Annotated in this window: 21 protein-coding genes; 8 read left to right on the top strand and 13 right to left on the bottom strand. The window is 63.6% G+C overall.

What is annotated here, in order from left to right; genetic code table 11:
• Nucleotides 1-25: 25 nt before the first annotated feature.
• The 3 genes from AB4Z51_RS33560 (at nucleotide 26) to AB4Z51_RS33570 (ending at nucleotide 3,678) form a co-directional block, all read left to right on the top strand.
• Nucleotides 26-1,081 carry a LacI family DNA-binding transcriptional regulator gene (locus AB4Z51_RS33560; protein ID WP_085404530.1) on the top strand — a complete coding sequence of 352 codons (1,056 nt, stop codon included), beginning with the start codon at nucleotides 26-28 and terminating at the stop codon, nucleotides 1,079-1,081.
• Nucleotides 1,082-1,294: 213 nt separating this feature from the next.
• Nucleotides 1,295-2,653 (top strand): ABC transporter substrate-binding protein, encoded by a 1,359-nt coding sequence (locus tag AB4Z51_RS33565; RefSeq protein WP_085404529.1) that lies wholly within the window; start codon nucleotides 1,295-1,297, stop codon nucleotides 2,651-2,653.
• A gap of 92 nt (nucleotides 2,654-2,745) precedes the next feature.
• On the top strand, nucleotides 2,746-3,678 hold the full coding sequence (locus AB4Z51_RS33570) for a dihydrodipicolinate synthase family protein (RefSeq protein ID WP_085404528.1): 933 nt from the start codon (nucleotides 2,746-2,748) through the stop codon (nucleotides 3,676-3,678).
• Between the two features lie 94 nt (nucleotides 3,679-3,772).
• On the opposite strand, the gene AB4Z51_RS33575 is transcribed toward AB4Z51_RS33570, so the two are convergent.
• The 12 genes from AB4Z51_RS33575 to AB4Z51_RS33630 all read right to left on the bottom strand — a co-directional run bounded on the left by AB4Z51_RS33575 (nucleotide 3,773) and on the right by AB4Z51_RS33630 (nucleotide 16,170).
• Nucleotides 3,773-4,075 (bottom strand): hypothetical protein, encoded by a 303-nt coding sequence (locus AB4Z51_RS33575; protein WP_085404527.1) that lies wholly within the window; start codon nucleotides 4,073-4,075, stop codon nucleotides 3,773-3,775.
• 116 nt (nucleotides 4,076-4,191) lie between these two features.
• Entirely contained in the window at nucleotides 4,192-4,929 is a 738-nt protein-coding gene (locus AB4Z51_RS33580; protein ID WP_441498833.1) for a caspase family protein, read from the bottom strand.
• Nucleotides 4,930-4,996: 67 nt separating this feature from the next.
• Nucleotides 4,997-5,677 (bottom strand): SDR family NAD(P)-dependent oxidoreductase, encoded by a 681-nt coding sequence (locus tag AB4Z51_RS33585; RefSeq protein WP_085404525.1) that lies wholly within the window; start codon nucleotides 5,675-5,677, stop codon nucleotides 4,997-4,999.
• A 4-nt stretch (nucleotides 5,678-5,681) separates the two neighbouring features.
• On the bottom strand, nucleotides 5,682-6,896 hold the full coding sequence (locus AB4Z51_RS33590) for a sialidase family protein (RefSeq protein ID WP_135215060.1): 1,215 nt from the start codon (nucleotides 6,894-6,896) through the stop codon (nucleotides 5,682-5,684).
• Nucleotides 6,893-8,320, bottom strand: coding sequence for a sodium:solute symporter family protein (locus AB4Z51_RS33595; RefSeq protein WP_441498834.1), 1,428 nt, complete (start codon nucleotides 8,318-8,320; stop codon nucleotides 6,893-6,895). The genes AB4Z51_RS33590 and AB4Z51_RS33595 overlap by 4 nt, the downstream gene beginning before the upstream one ends.
• A 294-nt stretch (nucleotides 8,321-8,614) precedes the next feature.
• Entirely contained in the window at nucleotides 8,615-9,763 is a 1,149-nt protein-coding gene (locus tag AB4Z51_RS33600; RefSeq protein WP_085404523.1) for an amidohydrolase, read from the bottom strand.
• Between the two features lie 193 nt (nucleotides 9,764-9,956).
• Nucleotides 9,957-11,045, bottom strand: coding sequence for a mandelate racemase/muconate lactonizing enzyme family protein (locus AB4Z51_RS33605; RefSeq protein WP_441498835.1), 1,089 nt, complete (start codon nucleotides 11,043-11,045; stop codon nucleotides 9,957-9,959).
• Between the two features lie 163 nt (nucleotides 11,046-11,208).
• On the bottom strand, nucleotides 11,209-11,970 hold the full coding sequence (locus tag AB4Z51_RS33610) for an alpha/beta fold hydrolase (protein ID WP_201266257.1): 762 nt from the start codon (nucleotides 11,968-11,970) through the stop codon (nucleotides 11,209-11,211).
• Nucleotides 11,971-12,060: 90 nt separating this feature from the next.
• Nucleotides 12,061-13,254 (bottom strand): M20/M25/M40 family metallo-hydrolase, encoded by a 1,194-nt coding sequence (locus AB4Z51_RS33615; protein ID WP_085404521.1) that lies wholly within the window; start codon nucleotides 13,252-13,254, stop codon nucleotides 12,061-12,063.
• A gap of 179 nt (nucleotides 13,255-13,433) precedes the next feature.
• The gene (locus tag AB4Z51_RS33620; protein WP_085404520.1) at nucleotides 13,434-14,195 is read right to left on the bottom strand and encodes an outer membrane protein; all 762 of its coding nucleotides are present in this window, start codon (nucleotides 14,193-14,195) and stop codon (nucleotides 13,434-13,436) included.
• A gap of 258 nt (nucleotides 14,196-14,453) precedes the next feature.
• Nucleotides 14,454-15,698 carry an MFS transporter gene (locus AB4Z51_RS33625; protein ID WP_085404519.1) on the bottom strand — a complete coding sequence of 415 codons (1,245 nt, stop codon included), beginning with the start codon at nucleotides 15,696-15,698 and terminating at the stop codon, nucleotides 14,454-14,456.
• Nucleotides 15,699-15,885: 187 nt separating this feature from the next.
• Complete coding sequence (locus tag AB4Z51_RS33630) at nucleotides 15,886-16,170, bottom strand: hypothetical protein (RefSeq protein WP_135215062.1); 285 nt, start codon at nucleotides 16,168-16,170, stop codon at nucleotides 15,886-15,888.
• 355 nt (nucleotides 16,171-16,525) lie between these two features.
• On the opposite strand from AB4Z51_RS33630, the gene AB4Z51_RS33635 reads away from it, so the two are divergent.
• Nucleotides 16,526-17,749, top strand: a complete 1,224-nt coding sequence (locus AB4Z51_RS33635; protein ID WP_085404518.1) for an efflux RND transporter periplasmic adaptor subunit — start codon at nucleotides 16,526-16,528, stop codon at nucleotides 17,747-17,749.
• Between the two features lies 1 nt (nucleotide 17,750).
• Nucleotides 17,751-20,933, top strand: a complete 3,183-nt coding sequence (locus AB4Z51_RS33640; RefSeq protein WP_441498836.1) for an efflux RND transporter permease subunit — start codon at nucleotides 17,751-17,753, stop codon at nucleotides 20,931-20,933.
• A 173-nt stretch (nucleotides 20,934-21,106) separates the two neighbouring features.
• On the opposite strand, the gene AB4Z51_RS33645 is transcribed toward AB4Z51_RS33640, so the two are convergent.
• A complete protein-coding gene (locus tag AB4Z51_RS33645; RefSeq protein WP_085404516.1) occupies nucleotides 21,107-21,814 on the bottom strand; it encodes a LysR substrate-binding domain-containing protein in 708 nt (235 codons plus the stop codon).
• Between the two features lie 174 nt (nucleotides 21,815-21,988).
• Between AB4Z51_RS33645 and AB4Z51_RS33650 the strand changes: the two genes are divergently transcribed.
• From AB4Z51_RS33650 to acuR, 3 genes are all read left to right on the top strand, one after another.
• Nucleotides 21,989-22,507 (top strand): hypothetical protein, encoded by a 519-nt coding sequence (locus AB4Z51_RS33650; RefSeq protein WP_085404515.1) that lies wholly within the window; start codon nucleotides 21,989-21,991, stop codon nucleotides 22,505-22,507.
• Between the two features lie 28 nt (nucleotides 22,508-22,535).
• Nucleotides 22,536-24,221 (top strand): alpha/beta hydrolase domain-containing protein, encoded by a 1,686-nt coding sequence (locus AB4Z51_RS33655; protein WP_135215063.1) that lies wholly within the window; start codon nucleotides 22,536-22,538, stop codon nucleotides 24,219-24,221.
• Between the two features lie 127 nt (nucleotides 24,222-24,348).
• Nucleotides 24,349-24,981, top strand: a complete 633-nt coding sequence (acuR, locus tag AB4Z51_RS33660) for an acrylate utilization transcriptional regulator AcuR (protein ID WP_085404513.1) — start codon at nucleotides 24,349-24,351, stop codon at nucleotides 24,979-24,981.
• Nucleotides 24,982-25,439: the final 458 nt, after the last annotated feature.

The following is a 25,439-nucleotide window of genomic DNA, read 5'->3' on the forward strand; positions in this document are numbered from 1 at the left end:
CAAGCGTTCGACCGACGTGGCGGGGATGGTGGCAGGTTCAAAGAGAGCGCGTGGAGGCAGCGGCCGCGTCAAGCTCGAGGAGGTCGCCCGCAAGGCCAATGTCTCGACCGCGACCGTCTCGCGCGCCTTCAACGAACCCGACAAGGTCTCCGAAGAGGTCAGGCAGCGGGTCAAGGACGCCGCACGCGCGCTGAACTGGATTCCCAATGCTGCGGGACGGGCGCTGGCCTCGCGCCGGACGCATATCGCCGGCGCCATCATCCCGACCCTGGACGACGAAATCTTCGCCCACCAGATCGGCGGCATGCAGACCGTCTTCAGCGAACGCGGCTTCACGCTGTTCCTGGGCTGCTCGAACTACGATCCGGACGAGGGCTTGCGGCAGGCCGAAGCGATGCTTGCGCGCGGCGTGGAAGCAATTGCCGTGGTCGGTGAAAATCATCCCCCCGAGCTCTTTGACGCGTTTAACTCGCGCGGCATTCCCTATGTCGTGACATACTCATACAACAAGCTGTCACCGCATCCGTGCATCGGCTTTGACAATCGCGCCGCGTTCAGCCGCATGACGGAGCATCTGCTGTCGCTCGGCCATCGCCGGTTTGCCGCCATCTTCCAGCCGGACACCAACAACGACCGCGTCAAGGAAAGGCTTCGCGGCGTCAGCGAAGCGCTCGCGGCCGCGGGTTTGGAAATTGCGGCGCAGGATCTGATGATGGGTCCCTCGACGCTGGAGTTCGGCGCGGCCAGCTTTGCCGGATTGATGACGCAAGCCGTCGACATCCGGCCGACCGCGATCGTTTGCGGCAACGACAATCTGGCGCTCGGTGCGTTGATGGCCGCGCGGGAATGCGGCCTCGACGCGCCCGGGGATTTTTCGATCACCGGCTTCGATGATCTTGCGATTTCATCGCGCTTTTCTCCGGGGCTTACGACGATGAAGGTCGACAATCAGGAGATCGGTGTCCTGGCGGCCAACGAGCTCCTCGCCGTGATCGCGGGCCGGCAAGCGCAGGCGCAGTCGCGCGAAGTCGTGCCTGTTCTGAAAATCCGCGACAGCGCAGGTCACGCGAGGGGCGCCTGATCCCGCAGAGAGCGGTCGTCTCTTCGATAGCGCGCCTGGTCCCGCCAAGAGGGCGGCTTCCCGCGCAAAAGGGCCGCTTGACTCCTCATATGTAAGCGCTTACATAGCCGCGTTTTAAACGCCATGAGCGCAACCGGCGGGCCCCTCGCCGGATGAGACGGAGAGGAAACGACAATGCGGAATAGCGTTTTGCGGTGGGCCAGAAACTGTTCGATGGCGGTTTCGCTGCTCTTGCCGATGATGGGAACGGCGAGCCCCGCGGCCGCCGAGGAGAAGCTCGTCGTTTGGTGGAACAAGGGCTACTACAAGGCCGAGGAAGACGCGCTGCTCGCCGTCATCAAGAAGTTCGAGGCCAAGACCGGGGTCAAGGTCGAGCTGTCGCAATATGCGACGCAGGACATGATGCCGAAGCTGGTGGCGGCGCTCGATGCCGGCAGTCCGCCCGACGTGACCTATGCGGACACCTACCATTTCCAGGGCGCCGGCAAGTGGGCCTCCGAGGGCAAGCTGGTCGATCTCGGCTCCGTGCTCGCACCGATCAAGGGCGAGTTCTCCCCGCAGTCGCTCGAAACGGTCATGCTGTACAACGACAAGACCAAGGCGAAGGCCTATTACGCCTTCCCGCTGAAGCAGGCGACGCTGCATCTGCATTATTGGAAGGACATGCTGGAGGAGGGAGGTCTCAAGGAGACCGACATCCCGAAGGACTGGAAGGGCTATTGGTCGTTCTGGTGTGACAAGGCGCAACCGGCCGTGCGCAAGGCGTCCGGCAAGCGAATCTACGGCGTCGGCCATCCGATGGGCGTCGACGCCACCGACAGCTTCATCTCGTTCCTGGTGTTCATGGACGCCTACAACGTCGTGCTGGTCGACGACAACGGCAAGCTCCTGGTCGACGATCCCAAGGTGAAGGCGGGCCTCGTCGCCGCCATGACGGACTATGTCGAGTTCGCCGCGAAAGGCTGCACGCCGCAATCGGCGACGAGCTGGAAGGATCCCGACAACAACGTCGCCTTCCACAACAAGACGACGATCATGACCCACAATTCGACGGTTTCGCTCCCCGGCAAATGGCTCGACGACGCCGGCAACGAGACGCTCACCGCCGAGCAGCGCGACGAAGCCAAGAAGAACTATAATGACCGCATCCGCACCATGGTCTGGCCCAACAAGCCGGATGGTACGCCGGTCCACACCCGCGCCTCCGTGGTGGTCGGCCTGATCTTCGAGCAGGCCAAGAACAAGGACCGCGCCAAGGAGTTCGTCTCGTTCCTGCTGCGCGACGAGAACCTCCAGCCCTATGTCGAAGGCGCGCTCGGCCGCTGGTTCCCGGTCAAGACGGCCGCACAGAAGTCCGCCTTCTGGGACGGCGACGTTCATCGCCGCGCCGTGCGCGACCAGTTCTTCGCCGGCGTCGGCGGCTACGAGATGAGCAAGAACTACAAGTTCACCACCCTCAACAACGAGAACGTCTGGATGAAGGCCGTGAACGCCATCGTCACCAACAAGGTGCCGGTCGACAAGGCCGTCGACGACATGATCGCACGCATCAAGGAAGTGGCCGGCAACTGATCGCCGGCCCGAACAGCTACGCTCACGCGTTGCAAGACGCGTGAGCGGCAGGCTCCTGCCTGTCAACAATTTCAACGCCTGGGAGCCGATTTGTGACCGCAACCATCAAGGGCATCATTCCGGTGATGCTGACGCCGTTCACCGAAGCCGACGCAATCGACTATGCGGGCCTCGAAAACCTCGTCGAATGGTACATTGCCAACGGCGCGGATGCGCTGTTCGCCGTGGCCCAGTCGAGCGAGATGCAGTTTTTGAGCCTCGAGGAGCGGGTCGCGCTGGCGCGCTTCGTCGTGCGGCAGGCGGCGGGCCGGGTGCCCGTCATCGCGTCAGGCCACGTCAGTGAATCCCGCGACGATCAAGTGACCGAGCTGACCTCCATCGCCGCGACCGGCGTGGACGGACTGGTGCTGGTGACGAACCGGTTCGATCCGAAGGGGCAGGGCGGCACCGTCTTCATGGATCATCTGCGCCATCTGCTCGATGCGCTGCCCGCCGATCTTCCGCTCGGCCTCTACGAATGTCCCGCGCCGTTCCGGCGGCTCATGTCCGACGACGAGCTGGCGTTCTGCGCCGAGAGCGGGCGCTTCGCGATCCTCAAGGACGTGTCCTGCGACCTCGAGACGGTGAAGCGTCGCGTGGCGCTGACGAAAAACTCCTCGCTCGCCATCGTCAACGCCAATGCGGCGATCGCCTTCGACGCCATCAGAAGCGGATCCGCCGGCTTCACCGGCGTGTTCACGAACTTCCATCCCGATCTCTACAAATGGCTGTTGACCGATAGCGCGCGGCATCCGGCGCTGGCGGACGATCTCTCCGTCTATCTCGCCCTCGCGGCGATGGCCGAGCCGATGGGATATCCCAAGCTGGCCAAGCTGTACCATCAGAGGCTCGGCACGTTCGCCTGCGCCCACAGCCGGACCATCGATTTCGACATCCGTGAGCGCTTCTGGGCGCTCGATGCACTGCTCGACAAGATCATGCAGGGGCAGGCGAGCTTCCGCGCAAGGATCGCGGCCACGCGCTGATCGCGGCTCTCGCAAATCTCGATGATATGGGGCGATCGTCGCGTGACTGCGGCAGAGCGGCACCATCTATCGGATGCGTACTGGGCTCGTGCCCTCACTCCGCGCTGCGCTTCCAGGCGCCGGTGCCCAGCTTGCCCGTGATCACCGCGAGTGTATCGCGGATCTCGTAGGCGCCGCCATCGCTATAACCCGAAAGGCCCCTTCGGGCTTGTAGGGTCCAGTGGCCATTTGCAGCAATCATCGTGCCTTCGTGCGGATGGGCCGAGCGCTGCGGCACGGCGTGGAATTTGTAAGTGCCGTCGTTCATGATCTGCCAGATCCAACGCGATTGTCCGCGGCGGCCCGGTACCATGATCTCCCAGGTGCCCACCAACGCAGGATCGATCGTCGATGACATCGACGCGCCTGACGGTGCCGGGGACGCGACAGCCGGAAGCGGGGCGACAGGTTCCGCTCCCTCGGCGCCGCCCTTTGGTTGCCCGGCCAGGTAAATCCCTTGCGAGACAGCGAGCCCTAGACGAACGGCTGCTGCTCGTTTCGGGTGGCTTCCATCACTTCGTCGCGGACGTTGCGGAACATGAACGTGACCTCGACGCCCGGTGTCTCGATGTTGCGAAGGAGCGCCGCTGCAAACGGACTGTTACGCGTGTCGCCGTCAAGCGCCGTGGTGCCGTCTCGTGCGGCATAAGCGACCAGAACGTTGCCGACGGGCTCGATGCGACCGAGCCCGCTGGTCGGCGTCCCCCGGGTGGCGAGCGTGCGGTTCATCCTGGCGGCAAATGGATTATTGCGGCAGGCGTCGAGGATGACGAGGCCAAGGCTCGTGGTATTGGAAACCTGCAACATCACGCTCTGCAGGCTGATGGCTTCGTTTGCCGCGTCCGTGTCCCGCTTCAGTTCTGCGTCGATCGGGATCAGCCAGTTTTCGCCATTGATCTCCATGCCATGGCCCGCGAAATACACGGTCGCCATATCGGCTCCGGCGGCGTCGCGCCCCAATGCGATCAGGCCGCGACGCATCTCGTCGAAGCTGGCATTGGTGACCAGACGGACCGAGAAGCCGAGCCGCTTCAGCGCTGCAGCTATGTCGCCGGCGTCGTTTGGCGGATTGAGCAGCGTGGGCACGTTCCTGTAGGCGCCGTTGCCGATCACCAGCGCGACGCGCCTGCCTTCCGCCGCGGCGCCGGTCGGCATCAGGCCTGCCGCGGCAGTCGCAAGGGTCAGTCCCGAAACAAATTCGCGTCGGTCCATTGGGATCTCGCTTGCTTGAACGAGATCCATCGTACAACAACCGATTTGGAGTAGCCACGGGTCGAACTCAGAGCGAGCTGCCGCCGCAGATGACGAGTTGCTGTCCAGTGATGGCGGCCGCTTCCGTCGAGAGCAGGAAGGCCACGGCGGCTGCGACTTCCTCCGGGCGGATGAAGCGGCCGATCGGCGGCAGCTTTGGCATGACATTGGCGCGCGAGGGATCCTTCAGCATCGGCGTCTCGGTTGCGGCGGGGGCAACGACGTTGACGGTGATGCCGCGAGGTGCGAGCTCGAGCGCCCAGGACCGCGCCAGCGCGACCAGCGCCGCCTTGGTCGCGGCATATTGCCCGCGGCCCGCGGCGCCCGATGCGGTGCGGCTGCCTATGAAGACGATGCGTCCGCCGTTCGGCAGGCGCGGCGCCAGCGCGTTGGCGAGGCGCCCGGCGACGTCGACATGCAGCCGCCACATCGCCGCGCCGTCGTCATGGTCGAGCGATCCGAGCGCACCGACCTTGAGCAGGCCCGCGGCATGAACCAGCGCGGTCGGCGTGAAGCCTGCCAAGGCGTCGGCAATGCTGTCGACATCATCGAGGTCGAGCGACAAATGATCGAACGCCGGATGGTCGAACGTCGCAAGGCGGCGGCTGATCCCGGTGACGCGCCAGCCGTCGCGCAGCAGCTGCTCGACGATCGCCGCACCAATCCCCGAGCTTGCGCCCGTCACTAGCGCGTGCGGCCTCTTGTCCATGCTCTCAGTCCCGGATGGCGCGCTTCACCCATGGCTCGGTCACGCGCACATATTTGATCGCGCGGCGATGGAAGGTGAAGGCCATGTGGATCGCCCCGTCGGCGGTCTCCTTGACCGAAGGATAGGACAGTTCGCGATTGGTCTGATCGCGTGAATTGTTGGTCATGCAAAGGCCGTCACCGGTCTCGACATTGCGCTTGCTCCACGTCCGCCCGCCGTCGGCGGAGACGGCCAGCGTCATCGGCGCCCGCGGCGCGCCCCAGAACGCGGTGCGTTCATCCGTTCTTTTGCCGTCGCCGGCGAGCACGGGCGGCAAATCGTCCTCGATCTCGTCATAGAGCGAGAGGCGGCGCCCGGTCGCATCCCTGGCGCTGGAATCGTTGAAGACCAGCGCGAGATGACCGTTGCCAAGTCGCGTGACCTGGATCGAGGAGTTGTTGTTGGGCAGCACGGTCTGGACCGGCGCCGACCAGGTGCGGCCGTGATCGGTGGACCGGCTCTGATAGATGTTGTCCGCCCAGCGGCTGCGGTAGAGGGCAATCAGCGAGCCGTCGTCGAGGCGCGCGATACACATATGCACGCAGCCGCGGCTGCCGGGGACGTCGACGTCGCGCCAGGTCGCGCCGGAATCGGACGAGATCTTCACCGCGCTGGTGTCCTCGTCGCCGTTCCATTTCCGTCCCGGGGTGCTGTGGCAATAGAACACCGGCAGCAGCCAGTCGCCATTGTCGAGCACGACGATCGGCTGCCGGATGAAGGTGCCGCGGCCGCGCTGCTCGGGAAACAGCGTCTCGATCGGGCCCCAGTTCTTGCCGTTGTCGCGGGAGAGGCGGCGGCGGATCAGCGCGGTGTCCTGGTTTCCCGCCAGCTGCGCCGTCCACATCAGCCACAGCGTGCCGTCAGGTGCGGGAAACAGCACCGGGTTCTGCTCCGAACGTCCGTTGTCGTCGGACAGCTTTTCGGCCGGAGACCACTGCGTCGCGCCGCGGGGCAGGCGCGAAAAATAGACCGAGATGTCCGACATGCCCTCCTGCGTGCCGCCGAACCAGACGCAGGCCAGATCGCCGTTCGCGAGCGGCATCAGATTGGCGGCGTGGTTCTGCACGCAAGGCGAGGGAATGAAAGCGTCGGACCGGTCGGGATCGCCGGCGGCCGGGCGAACGACGCCGTCGGCGGCGGTCCCGATGTCGGTGGTCACGATCTCGGTATCGATGATCATGTCGAAGTCCTTTCCATCAATGCATTTGGCTGCGACGTCGCGGCGGCGGCCGGAGCGCGGCCCATCACCAGGCGCTCGACCGCCATCACCACCAGCGGTGTCGCGGCCGCGACATACATGTTGTCGATACCGAAGGGGTTTCCGAGCATGTACCAGGCCGTCGTCGAGATCGCGGCGCCGATCAGGCCCGCGGTGGCGCCGCGGTTGCTGGCAAACAGCGGCAGATAGAATCCCATCATCGCGATGATGGTGATCGACAGGCGCAGCGCGCGCGTGAAGAACGACAGCTTGAGGATTTCCGGGATGAAGAAGACGAAGACCAGCGGTGCAATGCCGATCGCCACCGAGAACAGGCGGGTCATCTTCAGCTCCCGCTCGGGCGTCGGCTTCCAGTAGGGGACGTAGAAGTCGCGCACCACCAGCGAGGCGATCGCGAGCGCAACCGTGCAGACGCTGACGAAGATCGAGGCGACGAGCGAGGTGGTCACGAAAGCCGAGGCCAGCGGCGGCATCTTCTCCAAAAACACCGGCAGCGCGTAGAGGCTGTTCATGTCGGGATAGAGGAATTTCGCCGCGACGCCGATCAGGGCGAGCAGAAATCCGAGCGGCAGGCAGAACGCCGCCGCATAGAAGGTGGCCCTGCGCGCGTCATCAGCGCTCGGCGTCGAGGAGATCGCCTGCACGATGAACTGGGTCGAGAAGATCGCGCCGACGGTGCCGAAGGTCCAGGCGAAGATGGTCGCAAAGCCGATCTTGCCGTCCCAGCTGAAGTAATAGGCGGGCAGCTTGGCCTGGATCGGCGCGATGCCGCCGGTCAGCGACATCGCAACCGAGAATATGATGACGATACCGACGACCTTGATGGCGCTGTGCAGGATCGTCACCCAGGCGACGCCCTTCAGCCCGCCGAACACGTAGTAGAAGGTGCTGACCACGGCGATGATGCACATCGCAACGGGCATGCTGACATGCAGTGCGGTGGCGATCGCGGCTGCGCCGCTCACATAGTTGCCGACGTTCACGAGCGGCAGCGCGTAGATCATGATCACCGACACCGTGAGCATGGTCGACTTGCCGTATTTCTGCGCGATCGCCGCCGAGATGGTGTATTCGCCGGAACTGTAGAGCTTCTTCACCATCAGGAACCCGAACAGCAGGAAGCCGATCGAGGCGCCGAGCACGGCCCACCCCGCCGCGATGCCCGACTGGAACGCTTCCTGCGCCGTGCCGACGGTCGATTTGGCGCCGACGAATTCGGACATCATCAGCACGCCGACGACCACCGCCGGCATCGCGCGTGCGCCCGTCATGAACTGATCGCTGGTCCTGCTGCGCAGTTTGAACGTGAGCCAGGACGTGAAGGCGATGTAGGCGACGATCATTGCGACGATGAGCGTGCTGTCGCCATTGAGGATGGCTTGCATCGATGACGTTTCCTCTGGTGGCGCGGATGCGGTGTTGTGAGCCCGCTTGGTCCCGCTGCAGTTTGTTCGGAATGCGAACAATTGTTCTTTAATTTCATTATTCCTGCCCGCACGTCCCGCGTCAAGCGCGCGCAGCGGTGCGGTGCTGCAACGCGCCCGGTCGGGCAGTCATCGCCGCTGCATGTTCAAAGGGTTGCAGGCCAAAGAAAAAAGTGTCGGTGGGACAGTGCGGCGGGACGGTCGGCGCACGGCCGACGTCATGCGCAGGGAATCCGAGGTCCTGCCGTTCCGGGGTCAGTTCGACTTCAGCGCCACCTTGGCGACCTCGGCCATCCAGCTGGACGCGACGGGCAAAATCGCGTCGTTGAAATCGTAGCGCGGGCCGTGCAGCTCGGCGCCGTCGCGCAATTCACCGTTGCCGATCCAGGCGAAGGCGCCGGGGCACTGCTTGAGGAAGAAGGCAAAATCCTCGCCGGCCATGCTCGGCGCGAGATCGCGTCGCACCTCGGTCTGCACCCTCTCCGCGGCAAGGCGCGCCAGGCCCGCCTCGGCAGGCGTGTTGACCACCACGCCGACGCCCATGACGATTTCGGGCGTGACCTTGACGCCGAAGGTCGTTGCAATGCCTGCGCAGACCTCTCCGATCCGCGCCAGGATGACGTCCTTCACCGCGTCGCGATGATACCGCAGCGTGCCGCCGATGGTGACGCGTCCCGCGATCTGGTTGCGCGCCGTGCCGCCTTCGAGCGTACACAGCGAGAGCACGGCGGTGTCGAGCGGATCGATGCTGCGCGACACGACCGATTGCAGCGCCACGATCAGGTGTCCCGCCGCCATGACGGGATCGCGGGTCAGATGCGGCATGCCGGCATGTCCGGCATGGCCGTCGATGGTGATGCTGACGCGTCCGCCGGAAGCCATCACGACGCCGTCGTGGACCGCGATGGTGCCGGCTGCGAGCCCCGGCCAGTTGTGGAAGCCGAACACCCGCGTCATCGGAAAGCGGTCGAACAGGCCCGCCCCGACCATCGCGCGCGCGCCGCCAAGGCCTTCCTCGGCCGGCTGGAAGATGAAGTCGACGGTGCCGCTCCAGCCGGTGTCGGCCACCAGCAGCGCGGCCGCGCCGAGCAGCGAGGCGGTGTGCCCGTCATGACCGCAGGCATGCATCACGCCTGATGTCGTCGAGGCGTAGGGCAGGCCGGTGTCCTCGGTGATCGGCAGCGCATCCATGTCGGCGCGCAGGCCGACGCGGCCCTGCGCCGCCCCTCGCGTCAGCGTCGCAACGACGCCGTGGCCGCCGATGCCCGCTTCGAAGGGAATGCCGAGCTCGGTGAGCTTCTCCTGCACGAAGGCCGAGGTGGCCTTCTCGTGGAGGCCCAGTTCCGGGTGCGCATGCAGATGCCGGCGCCACTGGGTCAGTTTCTGGTGCAGCTCGGGGGGCAAGGCGGGGATCTTTCGTAAGGAGGGCCGGCTAATGCCAGCATAGCCGAATATTGAGCCGACCCGTCAAGCGCCTGCGAGTGTCTCGCGTGCAGCAACATCGTCATGGCCGGGCATAGCCGTCCGAAGGACGGCGTCGCTTCCGCTCGCCTATGACCCGGCCATCCACGTCTTGCTTCGGCCATGACGGATTGCCCTACGGCGAGAGCTTCGCCAGTCCTTTCCAGTCGAAGCTGATGCCATGGCCCGGCCGGTCCGGCGCCACGGCCTTGCCGTCCGCGAGCACCAGCGGGTGCTCGATATACTTGTCCAGCCCGAATCCATGCGCTTCCAGATACGAGCGGTTCGGACAGGCCGCGAGCAGATGCACCGTGATGTCGTGCGCGCCGTGGCTGGTGACCGGGAGATTGAACGCCTCCGCCAGCMGCGCGATCTTCATGAACGCACTCACGCCGCCGCAATTGGTGACGTCAGGCTCGGGATAGGATACCGCGCCCGCGACGATGTAGTTCTTGAACTCCCACAGCGAGCGCAGATTCTCGCCGGCCGCGATCGGCACGCCGCCGGCCTGCATGATGCGGGCATGGCCCGCGACGTCGTCGGGGATAACAGGCTCCTCGAGCCAGGTGAGGTCGTAGGGGACGAAGGCGCGGGCGGCGCGAATCGCGTCCTCGACCGTCCATTTCATGTTGGCGTCCGCCATCAGCGGAAAGCCGTCGCCGAGATGTTTGCGCATGGCCGCGACGCGCGCGACGTCGGATTTGRGATCGGGCCGGCCGACCTTCATCTTGATGGCGCGAAAGCCCTTGGCGAGATTGCCGTCGGTCTGCGCGAGCAGCGCCTCGACGGAGAGATCGAGGTCGATGCCGCCGGCATAGCAGGGCACGTGCGCATCGAAGCCGCCGAGCAGGCGGAACAGAGGCAATTTCGCGCGCCGCGCCTTCAGGTCCCACAACGCGATGTCGAGCGCGGACAGTGCCAGCACCGCCGGTCCGCCGCGCCCGCCATAATGCAGGCCCCACCAGACGTGATGCCAGATCGCCTCGGTGTCGTCGGCCTCGCGTCCTTCGACGAGTGGCGGGATCTCGCGTTTGAGGATGTCGGCAGTCGCCCCGCCATTGCGCCCGACCGTGTAGGTGTAGCCGACGCCCTCGGCGCCGTCGGCATCGCGGATGCGGCAGGTGATCAGCTCGAACGCCGCGATCTCGCCATGCGTCGAGTCCGACAGCGTGACGGGGAGGGGGATCCGGTAGAACCCGGTCTCGATTGTCGAGATGCGTGCCATGTTTCCTTCCTGCTTTTCCTTGCAGGCTAGGCCGACAGGCATCGGCGGGCAACCGCGGGCGATGCAGGGCAGTTCTGTAGGATGGGTAGAGCGAAGCGAAACCCATCATCTTCGTTACCGCGGCGATGGGTTTCGCTGCACTCTCCCCATCCTGCGGACGACTTCATGCGAAGAAACGACGCAGCTCCGCCGCAACGCGAATCGGGTCGCCTTCGTTGTCTGCCGCGATGTGTCCGGCGCCCTTGAATTCAACGCGCGTCGCGTTCGGCAGGATCGCGGCGAGAGCATCGAGAGCGGTGGCGAGATAGCCCTGGCTCCGATCGCCGCCAAGCAGCAGCGTTTCCGTGCTCAAGCTCCTGAAGCGGTCAAGGTCGCCGGCTTTCTCCGCAATCAGCTCGATGTCGTAGTGGACCGTGGGGATGAGCGTGGCCAGAGGCGGCCCGTTGCCAACGGCCGCGTTGGGACGGAGCCGCATCATCATGGCGAAGAACGATTTAAGGACAGGCGCAGGGAGCCTTGTCATGATCTCGTTGTCGCCGGTGCCTTTGAGCACGGCAACAAGGGCGCCCGGCAGATCCCCCTTCGCCAGGGCCGCCTCATAGCCAGCGGCCCAGTAGCGCGGCTGGACCCCGCCGAATTCGAGCGGCGGCTCGTAAAGCGTGAGGCGCGCGATCGCCGGATTGGCGAGCGCGGTGTGCATGGCAACCAAGGCCCCGGCGCTCAATGCAAACACATTTTGTGCGCCCGTCTCGGCGAGAAGCCGGCCGAGATCATCGATCTCGGTCGCCATGCAGTGGTCGGGCCGGAACGGTCCGCTCAGACCACGACCGCGCCGGTCCGGGATGAGAACGGTGAAGCGGTCGGCCAGCGCTGCGCCAAGGTCAGTAAAGCTCGCTGCGCTCTGCAGCGCGCCATGGAGCAGCACCAGTCCGGGGCCTGAGCCCAGTTGCCGATATCCAATGACGGTGCCGTCATTGGCGACAAATGATCTCTCTGAGCTCACGCGCGACGCGCCTCACCGCATCGTCGCGAGCTGCACGGCCAGCGCGCAGGCGCGGTCGTATTCGTCGAGGTTGATCCACTCGTCGATCGTGTGCGCCTCGTTCTGGCCGGCACCGAAGGTCACGGTGGGAACGCCGTGGCGGACCATCCAGTTGGCATCGAGGCCGCCATTGGCGGTGCGGACGTTCGGGGTGCCGCCGACCGCGGACACCGCCTCGACCGCGCGTTTGACGACGGGGAGATTGTCCTTCATGCGGAACGGAAAATAGTCGGTCTCGGCCTTGAACTTGATCTTGCCGGACTTGCCCTGCGCGTTCGTCACCTTCTTGGCGGCCTTCTCGAACGCGGCCTTGTAGGCCTTGGTGATCTCCTTGAAGAACTTTCCGTCGTGGCTGCGGCTCTCGCCGCGCACATGGACGTAGTCGGTGACGACGTTGGTGGCATCGCCCGCCGGGCGGCCCTCGCCGCCGGTGACGGGGCCGACATTGCTGGTGCCTTGGCTCTTGCCCTTCACGACCTTGCCGAACCAGCCGCTGGACTTCACGTCTGCAAGCGCGAGCGCCATGATCATGGTCGAGGAGATGCCGCGCTCCGGTGCAACGCCGGCATGCGAGGCGCGGCCGAAGATCTCAACATTCCAGCGGTCCGCGCCGACGGCGCCGATGATGACGTTGGAGGCCGAGCCGCCGTCATAGTTGAAGGCCATCGCCGGCGAGCCGAGCTCGTCCAGCTTGACGTGGCGCGCGCCGTAGAGCCCGCTCTCCTCGCGCACGCAGAACAGCAGCGTGATCGGGGGATGATCGAGCTTCTGCTTGGCGAGCTCGGCGGCCAGCGTCACCAGCACGCCGCAGCCGCAGCGGTTGTCGCCGCCGAGCGCGGTCTTGGCCTCGTTGACGATCTTGCGGCCGGATTTCTTCGGCTTGGCGCCGGCACACAGCGGCACGGTGTCCATGTGGGTCATGAACATGATGCGCGGCTGGTTGTGCAGCGCGCCGCGGCCGGGCAGGTCGACGATGAGGTTACCGGTCTCGGTCGGCACGGGAATGCGGGTGTTGGCGTCGTCGAGCCGGATCGCCTTGGACGGCACGCCGCTCTCCTTCAGCGCAGCGGTGAGCTCACGCCCGATCGCCGCCTCCTGTCCGGTGACGCCCTCGACGGAGAGGAAGCGCATGAGGCGATCGGTGGCGGCTTTGGTATCGACAGGCATGAGATGGTCCTTTGATGCACGGTACGCGTCAGCATCCTTCGCTGCGCCGTGTTTCGCAAGGCCTCTCGGACAGTCCGGTGAGTTTTAGGGCGGGGCAGGGACGACCGCATCAAAGCCACGGCGGCTGTTGGCGGCGGCGCGCCGAACACGACGCGCCGCCGACGCTTTCGGCACAAAAATCAGTATCGCGCGACGAGCGGGGCGACAGCCGTATTGAATCGCCAATTCACGCCGAGCATGACGGTTTGCATGTTCTGCCGGACGCTCGCCGGGAAGAAGGGAGTAGCACATCCGGGACTGCTGGTGCAGTTCAGGGTGTAGCCGTTCGTTCCAAAGTCGAAATAATTGTATTCGGCCTTCAACGACAGGTTTGGCAGCAGCGCATATTCGAGGCCGGCGCCGACGACGAATCCCGTCACATCGCGCGACCCCTTGAAATCAACCGAGAAGGCGGCGAAATCGGTCTGCGTCATCTGATAATTGAAGTGAGCGAAGGCGGCGCCGCCCTTGGCGTAAAACAGCACGCGATCGAAGGCGTAGCCGATGCGGCCGGTCGCGGTGGCGACGCGATCGAGCTGGGTCGTCAGCAGGAAGCCGGCGGCGCCGCCCGGAATCAGTGTCGTGCTGGTGTCCTTCATGTCGGCCCAATCGAACTGGCCTTCGAGGCCGACCACCAGGGAGCCGACCTGATAGTCGCAGCCCCCTTGCACGCCAGCGAGCCAGCCGCTGTTGTGATCGGCATTGAATGTTTGCCCGACGATGGGCTGCTGCTCGTTGACCCCGCGGCCACCGCCGCCATTGCCGCCGACATAGCAACCGGTCCAGGAGAACGCCGGGGCCGCAGGCGCCGCCTTGTACGGCATCGACACGTCCGCCGCCATGGCCGAGGTCAACGTCGAAACGGCCAGCGCAATGGCGCTGAAAAGGGTTTTGGTGGTCATGCGAGGATCTTCCTTCAACTAACGGCAATGGCGCCTGAGGCGCATCGTGCGTGTCGGCATCGCACAGGCCAGCGACTTCATCTGGTGAGTTGTCCGACTTCGCGATCCGGTCACAATATCCGGCGAGTCATGCGGCGGCTGTAACCACCGGGTCACAGTGGAAATAACGGCCACTGCAGGTTGCGACTTTTCACAGAGGCTGGCGCGACAGGACGAATCGGGAGCATCCCCTGCGCCACGCTGTTGTACGAGGCTGCTTCACGCAGTGCGCGTATAGGCCAGGAAGATCAGCGCGCCCAGAAGAAGCGCCGCCGCCATGAACAGCAGCACCGCCGGCAGCCCCGCGAACGCCGCCACCGCGCCCGTCATCGACTGCATCAGGGCGGCGCCGAGGAAGAAGGCGAGGTTGATCGCCGCGAGCGCCTTGCCCGCGGTTTGCGCATCGACCAGCTGCCGCGACATGCCGAACAGCAGCGGCTGGGCGGAGGTCGCAAGGCCGATGAGCACGAACAGCACGAGATCATATTGCGGCGGCATCACGGGCACGCCGAACAGCATCGAGACCGCATAATGCGGCGCCCCCAGCGCCATCAGCGCCAGCAGCAGCGCGCCGACCATATGCGTGCCCGCCACCAGCTCGCGGCGGCGACTGAGCCTGCGGTCGATCATGCCGATGCACAGGGGACCTGCGATCATAGCCAGCGTGAATGCGCCGAGCTGGTTGCCGGCCTCGACCCGCGTCAGTCCCTTGATCTCCATCAGCCAAGGTCCGCCCCACAGGCCGCGCAGCACCAGCGAGGTCGCAAGCGACACCAGCGCCAGCGCGATCAGGCCACGCAGGGGGCGCGAGAGCCCGAGCCGCAGCACCTCGATCATCTGCGACAGCGGCGAGGACTCGTCCTTGTGCTCGGCCGGTTGCCTCGGCACCAGCAAGAACACGGCGAGCGCGACGAGGACGCCGCCGAGCGCCGAGATCCAGAATCCGGCGCGCCAGCCGTAATGATCGACCACGAAGGCGAGCGGGCTCGACGACAGCAGCATGCCGATATTGCCGATCGAGAGGATCGCGCCGGACCATAGCCCGAACCGCGCCGCCGACAATTGCTTGGCCGCCAGCGTCATCGGGCACATCAGCATGCCCGACGTCGCGATGCCCAGCATCACCTGCCCGACCGCAAAGCTTTCCGGCCCCGTCGCGAATCCCGACGCGATGGCGCCGATCACGGTTCCCATAAGCAGGCTCAGCGACACCGGCCGCACGCCAAAGCGATCCATCGCCGCACCGACCGGGATCTGCGCGGCGGCAAAGGCAAAGGGATAGACCGAGGTGAGGCTCGCCAGCGCCTGCGGCTCGATGTGGAAATCCGCCGCCATCAGGTCGAGGCTGACGGCGGGAATCGTGCGCAGCAAGGTCGAGAGCATGTGCCCGCAGGCGAGCGCAAGCAGCGCAAAGATCAGCGCGCGGGTGCCATCTCCCGCGTTATCAGTAGCAACCGCACTCATCAGCGTCCCGTCCCGGCGAGGGTTTCGGCCGGGTTACACGATTGGCGGGACGGTGCCAATGGGGGAGGGCCGATCCGGTGCGCGATGCTTTGTGTCTTCCGGAGCCCCGCTGATCGAGGCATGCCCCGCGTCGATGCCGCTGAAATTGCGATTCGTCGTTACGTCGCCAGTTGATGACGGGCGCTGTTCAATTCCTGCATTCCGATTTATCGAAGCACAGGTTCGATTGCTCGAGCCTGGAAAAGTCCTCTGTTGCAATGAATACGAGAAGTCCGAGCAGAACCATTGCTGCGATGTTGGAACGCATGCTGGGGCGGTTCTCGACAGTGGCGCGATGGTGTTCGAACTTCGAGAGGTCCAGCATGCGCAAGATGTTGTCGGGCCGTGCATCATCAGCCGGATCTCGGCCGCCTCCCGATCGCGTTCGAAACGGTACGACATTTCCCCGGTGGTTCGGTTGATCAGCCTTCATCCCGCGCCTCGTTCCCATCAAGCAGCGCTTGCTGAATTTCAATGATAGGGCCTGACTTGAGGCGAGCGGTCCTGAAATTCGCGATTGTTGGCGCAATTCAGCGTGATGCCGCGGTGACCTCTCACGTCTCTCCATTTCGTTTCTGTTTGTTTCTGCCTGTCCTTCGTTGGACGGCTTTGATCGAGCGACTGCGTTTTGCGACGAGCGAACATGAAAATTTGTACAGATTTTCGCACGCGATCGTCATTTTGACGCTGGGATTTTGTCCGCGATACTTCCAATCAGAGGCGGCGGTTTCACCTGCAATCAGTCGAGTCACCCGTAGGCAGGTACAAACAGTTAGAGGGCCATCAATTTGTCAACGCGACCGAAGCTCAGCGTTGCGCTGTTTGGAATCCTTGCAATAGCCGCGGTGGCCTATGGCGTGTGGTATGAGCTCCTCGGGGGCGTCAAGCCAGCCGCAGCGGCCGCCCAAAGCGCTGCCAGTCAGGCCGCGGCGAAGATTCCCGTCACCTCGTTCGTAGTGAAGAAGGCCGACTTTCCCGTGCGCGCCTACGGTCTCGGAGTCGTCTCGCCGTTCAAGACGGTGACGGTCAAGAGCCGCGTCGACGGTCAGATCATCAAGGTGTTCTTCAAACAGGGGCAGATGGTGAAGGAGGGCGATCCACTTCTGGAGATCGATCAACGCCCCTTTACCGCGGCTCTCGAGCAGGCGGTGGCGAAGAAGGCCCAGGACGAGGCCAATCTAAGGAACGACCGCTTGAACCTGGAGCGCTTTCAGAAGCTCGCGAAGCAGCAATTCGAGACCCAGCAAAATCTCGATACCCAGCAGGCCCTGGTCGATCAGATGATCGCGCAGGTGAAGGGCGACCAGGCCGCCATCGACAATGCGCAGACCAATCTCGGTTACACCTCGATCAAGGCGCCGATCAGCGGACGAACGGGTTTCCGGCTGGTTGACCCCGGCAACATCGTGCATGCCGCGGATACGACGGGGATCGTCACCATCGCCCAGCTGCAGCCGATCGCAGTGCAGTTCACGGAGCCTGAAGAGCAATTGCAGGCCATCGACAAGGCCTTTGACACCGGCGAGGTGCCGGTCGAGGCGCTGACCTCGGACGGAACCAGGACACTGTCGCAAGGCAGGCTCGTGGTCATGGACAATTCGGTGAACCAGGCCACCGGGACCATCAGCCTGAAAGCGCGCTTCGACAACAAGGACAATGCGCTGTGGCCCGGCCTGTCGGTGACCACGCGGATGCTGATCGATACGCGCAAGGACGTCATCGTCGTGCCGCAGGATGGCGTGCAGCACGGGCCGTCGGGTCTGTTCGCCTATGTGATAGGCGACAATGGCAAGGTCAGCGCGAGGCCGATCAAGGTCAGCCAGAGCGGCGATGCAAATGCCGTGGTCTCCGAAGGCCTGAACGTCGGAGACAGGATCGTGGTGGCCGGACAGTCACGCCTGTTCGATGGCGCACTGGTCGACGACAAGCCCCAGGCCGCGCCGACGGCGGATGCGAGCGCCAGCACTGCTCAGGCCAATAGCGGAACCAAGACCACCGGATCGGCTGACTGACATGGCTGGCGGTATCTCGGCTCCCTTCATTCGCCTCCCCATCGCGACGTCGCTGCTGATGGTCGGCATCGTCTTCGTCGGGATCATCGCCTATGCGCAATTGCCGGTGGCGCCGCTGCCGGAAGTCGACTTCCCCACCATCCAGGTCTCCGCCAACCTTCCCGGCGCGGATCCGGAAACGATGGCTTCTTCGGTGGCGCAACCGCTCGAATCGCAGTTTGCGCTCATTCCCGGCGTCTCGGAGATGACGTCGCAGAGCCAGACCAGCTCGACCCAGATCGTTCTGCAGTTCGATCTCTCGCGCAACATCRATGGCGCCGGCTCCGACGTGCTCGCCGCCATCAATGCCGCGAGCGGGCAATTGCCCAAGAACATGCCGACCCCGCCGACCTACAGAAAGGTCAATCCGGCCGACTCGCCCATTCTCACGCTCGGTGCCACCTCGACGACGCTGCCGATGACGCAGGTGTCCGACGAGACCTACACCAAGCTCGCGCAGGCGATCAGCCATATCAGCGGCGTCGGCCAGGTCAGTGTCGGTGGACAGCAGGCGCCGTCGATCCGTGTCCAGATCGATCCCGCCAAGCTGGTCGCCAAGGGCCTGTCGCTGGAGGATGTGCGCACCCCGCTCTCGGTGATCACCGTCAACAATCCCAAGGGAACCCTCAACGGCGACACGCGCACCTACACCGTCTATGCCAACGATCAGTTCACCAAGGCCGAGGCCTGGAACGACATCGTCATCGCCTATCGGAACGGCAGTCCCGTCCGTGTCGGCGACATCGGCCATGCCGTCAGTGCGCCGCTGGACAATACCCAGTACGGCTGGGTCGACGGCAAGCCCGGGGTGTTCCTGGTCATCTTCAAGCAGCCCGGCGCCAACGTCATCGACACCGTCGACAGCGTCATGAAGCAGCTGCCGCATCTGCAGGCCGGCATTTCGCCGGCCATCAAGGTCTCGGTGCTGTCGGACCGCACGCAGACGATCCGCGCGGCGGTGAAGGACGTGCAGTTCACGCTGCTGCTGACGATCGGCCTCGTCGTGATGGTGATCTTCGTCTTCCTGCGCAGCGTCTGGGCCACCATCATCCCGTCGATCACGGTTCCGCTCGCGCTGCTGGGCGCCTGCGCGCTGATGTGGATAGCCGGCTACAGCCTCGATAATCTGTCACTGATGGCCCTCACCATCGCGGTCGGCTTCGTGGTCGACGATGCCATCGTGATGCTGGAGAACATCACCCGCTACATCGAGGAGGGCGAGACGCCGATGGCCGCCGCGCTCAAGGGCGCCAGCGAAATCGGCTTCACGATCATCTCGATCTCCGTTTCGCTGATCGCGGTCTTGATTCCGCTATTGCTGATGAGCGGGATCATCGGCCGCCTGTTCCGCGAATTTTCGGTGACGCTCGCGATGACGATCGCCGTGTCGGCCCTGGTATCGCTGACGTTGACGCCGATGATGGCGTCGCGCTTCCTCAAATCGCACGACGAGGAGCATCACGGCAGGCTCTATATGCTCAGCGAGCGGATGTTCCAGGCCCTCGTGAACGGCTACGCGCGCGGCCTCGACCTCGTGCTGCGTTTCCGCTTCATCACCTTGATGGTGTTCTTCGCGACGATCGCGCTGACGGTCTATCTCTTCGTGATCATCCCCAAAGGGTTCTTTCCGCAGCAGGATACCGGGCTGATCACCGGAGTCGTCGAAACGTCGCAGGACGTGTCGATCGCCGATATGGCGAAGCACATGCAGGAGATCGGCGCGATCGTGCTGAAGGACCCTGCGATCGACCACATGGCGATGCGGATGGGCGGAAGCGGCAATACGCTCAACGACGGCACGATGTACATTACGTTGAAGCCGCGGGATGAACGCACCGACTCGGCCGACCAGGTCATCCGTCGTCTGCAGGTCCAGACGGCGAAGGTCCAGGGCGCGCGGCTCTATCTCCAGTCGGCGCAGGACGTTCGTGTCGGCGGCCGGGCCTCCCGGACGCAATTTCAGTTCACGCTGCAGTCGACCGACATGGACCAGCTCAACACATGGGCCCCGAAGCTGCTCGCGAAGATGAAGGAGATGCCCGAGCTTCGCGACGTCGCGTCCGACCAGCAGACGTCAGGCACCACGCTGACGCTGTCGATCGACCGCAATCAGGCCGCGCGTTTCGGGATCACGCCCGACGTGATCGACGCGACCCTGTATGACGCATTCGGGCAGCGGGAGATCGCGACATATTTCACCCAATTGTCGACCTACTATGTCGTCCTCGAGGTGCTGCCCTCGCTCCAGAAGAATCCGTCCACGCTGGAGCAGATCTACCTCCGCTCACCGACGACGGGGGGAGAGGTGCCATTGTCGGCGTTCACCAAGTGGACCACGGCTCCAGTGCGGCCGTTGGCCATCAATCACCAGGGCCAGTTTCCTGCGGTGACGATCTCCTTCAATCTCGCGCCCAACGTCGCGCTCGGCCAGGCGACGCAGGCGATCGACGCGATGGAACAGCAGATGAACGTGCCGGCCGCGATCACCTCGACTTTCGCAGGCACGGCGAAGGCATTCCAGGAGTCTCTCTCCTCTGTGCCTTTGCTGATCGTGGCGGCGCTGATCGTGGTCTATCTCATTCTCGGCGTGCTCTACGAGAGCTACATTCACCCCTTGACGATTCTGTCGACCCTGCCGTCGGCCGGTGTCGGTGCTCTGGCGACGCTCCTCATCTTCCATTTCGACTTCAGTTTGATCGGGTTGATCGGCCTCGTCCTGCTGATCGGCATCGTCAAGAAGAACGGCATCATGCTGGTCGACTTCGCGATCGCGGCGGAGCGGGATCAGGGCCTGTCGCCGGTTGAGGCCATTCGAAGGGCATGCCTTCTGCGCTTCCGTCCGATTCTGATGACCACGATGGCGGCGGTGCTCGGCGGCGTGCCGCTGATGCTCGGCCACGGCACCGGCTCGGAGCTGCGTCAACCGCTCGGCTACGCCATGGTCGGCGGTCTCTTGGTCAGCCAGGTCCTGACGCTCTTCACCACGCCGGTTGTCTATCTTTATCTGGACCGTGTCTCGCAATGGTTCAGTCCGAAACCACACGCAGGAAGCGATCCTCAGGAAGAGGACGTTGTCGACGACGGCGATCTGGACGTCGTCGAAAAGCTGGACCCGAAGAAATCAAGGGTCTTTGCGGCAGAATGACTGTTTGACATCCGCGCCGACGACGGCGAGCGCGGCGATCTGGCTCATGTATGCATGGCCAACGCGCGGCGGCTAACCATGCGCAAATTCGGACTGGTTGTACCTGATTTTCGTGATTGTCGGACCGTTTGACGATCAGCATTTCAGCTTCCGTCTGACAGTCTCCCCCTGCTTCACGCCACCGCCTGGGCAATGAAGTTGCGGACGATCTTCGAGGTCTCGCCACGCCGGAACGCCAGAGCCAAGCGCACGATTGGAGCGATCCCTTTGACCTCACGATAGGTGACGCCGGTTACATGAAGCTGGCGCATTGACGCCGGCACGAGCGAAAAGCCAAGCTCAGCTGCCACCAGGCTGACGACAGAGCTGATCTGCGGCGCGGACTGCCCGAGGGTCGGCTCGAAGCCCGCCCGCCGACAGGCCGCGATGACTGTGTCAACCCAGGCCGATCCGCGCGGCGTCAGAATGAGCGGATCCCCCTTCAGCCTGATAAGATCGATTTCAGTCGACTTCGCCACCGGATGGCTTGCGGGCAATACGACGAGCATCGGCTCGTTGGAGAGACGCCGAAACTGTAGATCGTCCTCGCCCTCATCGGGGCGCAGGAACACCGCGTCCCGCTCTCCTTCCCGAAGGCCCGCAAGGAGGCGGGATGTGCTTGCTTCCTCCAGCGTCAGATCCACATCGGGATAAGCTCGGCGAAACGATCGGATTGTCGAGGTAACAACGGGATTAAATGGTGCCGAGTTGGTAAAGCCCACCCGCAGCGAACCGATTTGACCCCGCGCAGCCCTCTGCGCGGCGCGAATGGAGCGCTCCGCCGGCCTTGTCCGACAAAGCGCTGTCAAAAAAGATTGATGGGCGAAATCGCTTGCAGCCAAGCCGAATACTAGACGATCGGTCTAATTTATGGCACCTCGGAAAAGCGCGGTGAAATCAGCTTTGGTTGGGGCTCGGTCGCTACCGAGCGCTGACTGGTTGATGAGGGAATCTTCAACAAACATCGTCCGACCATATCTTCATGGTTGGGTGGATTTCAGCATGAGAGGTCACGCATGTTTCGCAGTATCGCGCTTGGAATGATGATCACTCTCGCAATGGCTCTAACCGCGCCGGTGGCCATTGCGCAGCAAAAGCACCACGTCAGCTATGATACGCCGGCAACTCAGACGGTATACACCCAACAACACGTCATCGACGTTGGCGACATTCCGGGACATCAAGCTCGGCTCTTCGAAATTCGGCGGACCTATGGTGACGATGCCCCCCTTATCAACGGATCGAGGTTGAAGGAGCAGTGGACACGCGGCATGTCGGACTACATCGACAACAACGGTCCGGCTCTCATCTACAACGTTTGGATACTGGAGAACGGGGAGAAGTTTTTTGTCAGGACATCTCTGGTCGCTCAAAGCAGTGGAGATGGGAAACTTACGAACATGACATCGGGCGTCATTACCGGTGGCACGGGTAGCCTCGCCAGAATGCGTGGCATCATCAGCAGTCATGGCCCGTCCGAGCCGAAGGCCGGCACCAATGCAAATCAGACGGACATCGACTATTGGATGGAGTGAGAAGGCCTTCGCCATAGGCGATGGACCGGTGAAAAAGTTGCCGGTCCATCATGTCCGTTCTGATACGGCGTGTCGTGATCAAAAAATGCTCGAAACCAGCCGCTATCCCCTATGGAGAATTCTCATGCCGCACCGTCGAAACGGGCGAATTGTGATGTTCTTGTTTTGCTTGTTCAGCCTGATCTCTACGGCGCGGCCAGTGAGCGCAGAAGTTACCCGGATCGAGTTCACGTCGAAGCAGCCTTACGGCACATTTCGCGCCGGCGACTATGTGATCTGGCAGGGCAAGATCCGCGGCGACCTATCGCCGCAAGAAGCCATCCCTGGGATCAACAAGGCGCCGCGCAATGAACGCGGGCGCGTCGACTACGCGGCGAAGGTCATTCTCATGATGCCGGCGGCTCCGCGCGGGGAAAACGGCGCGTTGCTGGTAGACGTACCCAACCGCGGGCAAGTCTGGGCCGAGGCGATCTACAACTCGCCACGCGACGTGCGGTTTCTCCCGGGCACGCTGGAGCAGGGCACCGGCTTTCTTCAAGACCATGGTTTCGCGGTTGCGGAGGTATTTTGGGAGCTTGGACAGAGTGCGGACCTGCCTTCGTTCGCTGACGCCGATGGCAAGACACGGTTCGTCGAGGGAGTGGGCTTTGCGATCGTCCGCGATGCCGCGGATTTCTTCGCGCATGCAGCTTCTGACAAGGGTGGAACGCCCAACCCGCTCAAGGGAGCGATCAACCGCGTGCTCGCGAGCGGCAGGTCGCAGGATGGACGATTCCTGAAGACCTTTCTCCTGAACGGCTTCAACATGATGGGCAACCGGCGCGTCTTCGACGGAATGCATGTGTTCGTCTCGGCCGCTGGCCTTCTACCGATCCTGCAGACGGGCCTTGGACCAATGTCGAGCGCCGAGGGGGCTCCAACATTCGACAACCCGGATTTTCCCGGCGTGAATGACGGACCGCTCACGATCGGGGAGATCACGGCCAAGGTCGAGGCGCGCGGCGAGGTGCCTCCGAGGATGATACTCGTGAGCTCCACCACGGACTACTATTCGCTGCGCGCTTCGCTTGGCCGCACGGGCGCGTCCGGAACCGCGGATCAGCCACTGCCCGCCAATGTGCGGATGTACGATATCGCGGGAGGCCCGCATATACCCGCCCCCAAGGCACCGGCCTGCACACTGACGCCAGGCCGCCTCGATTGGTCGCCGCTGTCGCGGGCCCTCCTGCTGCACCTTGATGCCTGGGTAAGCCGCGGCACCAAGCCGCCCGCCAGCGAGCTGATGTCGCTTGAAGCCGCGGGCGGCGAGCCACCTGCGCTGCGCGCCCCGACTCGGCTTTCCGCCGCAGTGATACAAGTGCCAAAGCGCGATCAGGACGGCAATGCGCTCGGCGGCGTGCGGCTGCCGGATGTCGCGGTGCCGACCGGCACCAATGGCGCCCAGAACCAGCCGCAGACATTCACCTGCATGCTGATCGGGTCCTTCTCGCCATTCGCAGCGACGAAAGCGGAACGAGAGCGTACCGGTGACGCCCGCCCGTCGATCGAAGAGCGCTATCACGGCCGCGACGATTACGTGAACCGGATCCGGATCGCCGCCCAGGATCTGCTAGCGCGTGGGTTTCTGCTGCCGGAAGACGCGGCAGTGATCGTTCAGGAAGCCGCGTCGACTAACCTGTTCGCGCCCGCACCAACGAATGCCGAGCCACGTTGAGTGAGCCAAGCCGGAGCCTAGGCCTACCACCGAACTGGTGGATGGAGTGAGAGGGTTTCCGCCACCTGCAGAACGCCGCATCACGGGCAGTTTGCTTCTTCTAGACGATCGGTCTATTACGATTTGCATGAGCAAGACGCTGCCTCGCCGCCGTCGCGGGCGACCTCCTAAGGAACTTGCCGGCACCAGCGCGACCCGTGACGCGCTTGTCCGTGCAGGTGTCGTTATGCTGACGGAGAAGGGCTATTCCGCGACGGGGATCGAGGAAGTCTTGCGGAGCGTCGACGTGCCAAAGGGGTCGTTCTACCACTACTTTCCGAGCAAAGAGGCATTTGGAGCGGAGCTGATCGACAGCTACGCTGGCTACTTTTCGCGAAAGCTCGACAGCTTCTTCCTGAACGAGCAGCATTCCCCGCTCGAAAGGCTCAGAAGTTTTACCGACGATGCTACGTCCGCCATGAAGCGCTTCCGTTATGCGCGAGGCTGTTTGGTGGGCAATCTTGGGCAGGAGATGAGCGTACTTCCACAATCATTTCGCCAGCAGCTGTTCGATGTGTTCATCGACTGGCAGCAGCGCACTGCCAAGTGCTTGAGAGCTGCCCAGGCTACTGGTGCAATCTCTTCCAACCAAGATTGCGACTGGCTTGCCGAGTTCTTCTGGATCGGTTGGGAGGGCGCGGTTCTTCGCGCCAAACTCGAACGCCGTTCCGAACCGCTTCATTCCTTCTCGAAGGGCTTTTTCAAGCTCCTCGGTGAATGAGTCGTTTTTCGTGTAGATGGCCGAAGGCAAAATCCACCACACTATCTCCGCGCTATCATTTCAACCGACTTGATCAGCCGCTCGCGCTCGGCCGCGAGAGCCTGCCGATCTAGAGCATCCCGTTGAGCTGATCGATCTCATGCTCGTGGCAAACGGCGCTAAGGTTGCGATTCTTGGTTTTGCAAGTGCATCCCCGAGTTGATCTGAATAAATGTCGCCTTCTGGCCCATCGCGACCTCTTGCCTTGCCGCACGAACCTGGTCGCTATTGGGGCAACGCAGACGTAGCCTTCGCATCACGCCGCGGGGTTTATGGGCACACGGCCTAGCACTACTTTGGCAGAATGTGTTTGCGCCCCTGTTTTTCAAGGATTTGCTTTCGGCAATATGGGCACTGYTGAGACGGCGGCCGAAGGATGAGATCGACGATGGCGTGACGTACGGCGGGCATGGTTGGCT

Source organism: Bradyrhizobium sp. 2TAF36 (assembly GCF_052114925.1).
GTDB lineage: Bacteria > Pseudomonadota > Alphaproteobacteria > Rhizobiales > Xanthobacteraceae > Bradyrhizobium > Bradyrhizobium barranii.

Bases quoted from the DNA above. Each gene is read 5' to 3' on its own strand.
- AB4Z51_RS33560 (WP_085404530.1), top strand. From the start codon at position 26: ATGGTGGCAGGTTCAAAGAGAGCGCGTGGAGGCAGCGGCCGCGTCAAG.
- AB4Z51_RS33595 (WP_441498834.1), bottom strand. From the start codon at position 8,320: ATGCAAGCCATCCTCAATGGCGACAGCACGCTCATCGTCGCAATGATC.
- AB4Z51_RS33630 (WP_135215062.1), bottom strand. From the start codon at position 16,170: ATGAAGGCTGATCAACCGAACCACCGGGGAAATGTCGTACCGTTTCGA.
- AB4Z51_RS33615 (WP_085404521.1), bottom strand. From the start codon at position 13,254: ATGCCTGTCGATACCAAAGCCGCCACCGATCGCCTCATGCGCTTCCTC.
- AB4Z51_RS33625 (WP_085404519.1), bottom strand. From the start codon at position 15,698: ATGAGTGCGGTTGCTACTGATAACGCGGGAGATGGCACCCGCGCGCTG.
- AB4Z51_RS33590 (WP_135215060.1), bottom strand. From the start codon at position 6,896: ATGATCATCGATACCGAGATCGTGACCACCGACATCGGGACCGCCGCC.
- AB4Z51_RS33650 (WP_085404515.1), top strand. From the start codon at position 21,989: ATGTTTCGCAGTATCGCGCTTGGAATGATGATCACTCTCGCAATGGCT.
- AB4Z51_RS33580 (WP_441498833.1), bottom strand. From the start codon at position 4,929: ATGGACCGACGCGAATTTGTTTCGGGACTGACCCTTGCGACTGCCGCG.
- AB4Z51_RS33585 (WP_085404525.1), bottom strand. From the start codon at position 5,677: ATGGACAAGAGGCCGCACGCGCTAGTGACGGGCGCAAGCTCGGGGATT.
- AB4Z51_RS33575 (WP_085404527.1), bottom strand. From the start codon at position 4,075: ATGTCATCGACGATCGATCCTGCGTTGGTGGGCACCTGGGAGATCATG.
- acuR (WP_085404513.1), top strand. From the start codon at position 24,349: ATGAGCAAGACGCTGCCTCGCCGCCGTCGCGGGCGACCTCCTAAGGAA.
- AB4Z51_RS33620 (WP_085404520.1), bottom strand. From the start codon at position 14,195: ATGACCACCAAAACCCTTTTCAGCGCCATTGCGCTGGCCGTTTCGACG.
- AB4Z51_RS33565 (WP_085404529.1), top strand. From the start codon at position 1,295: ATGGCGGTTTCGCTGCTCTTGCCGATGATGGGAACGGCGAGCCCCGCG.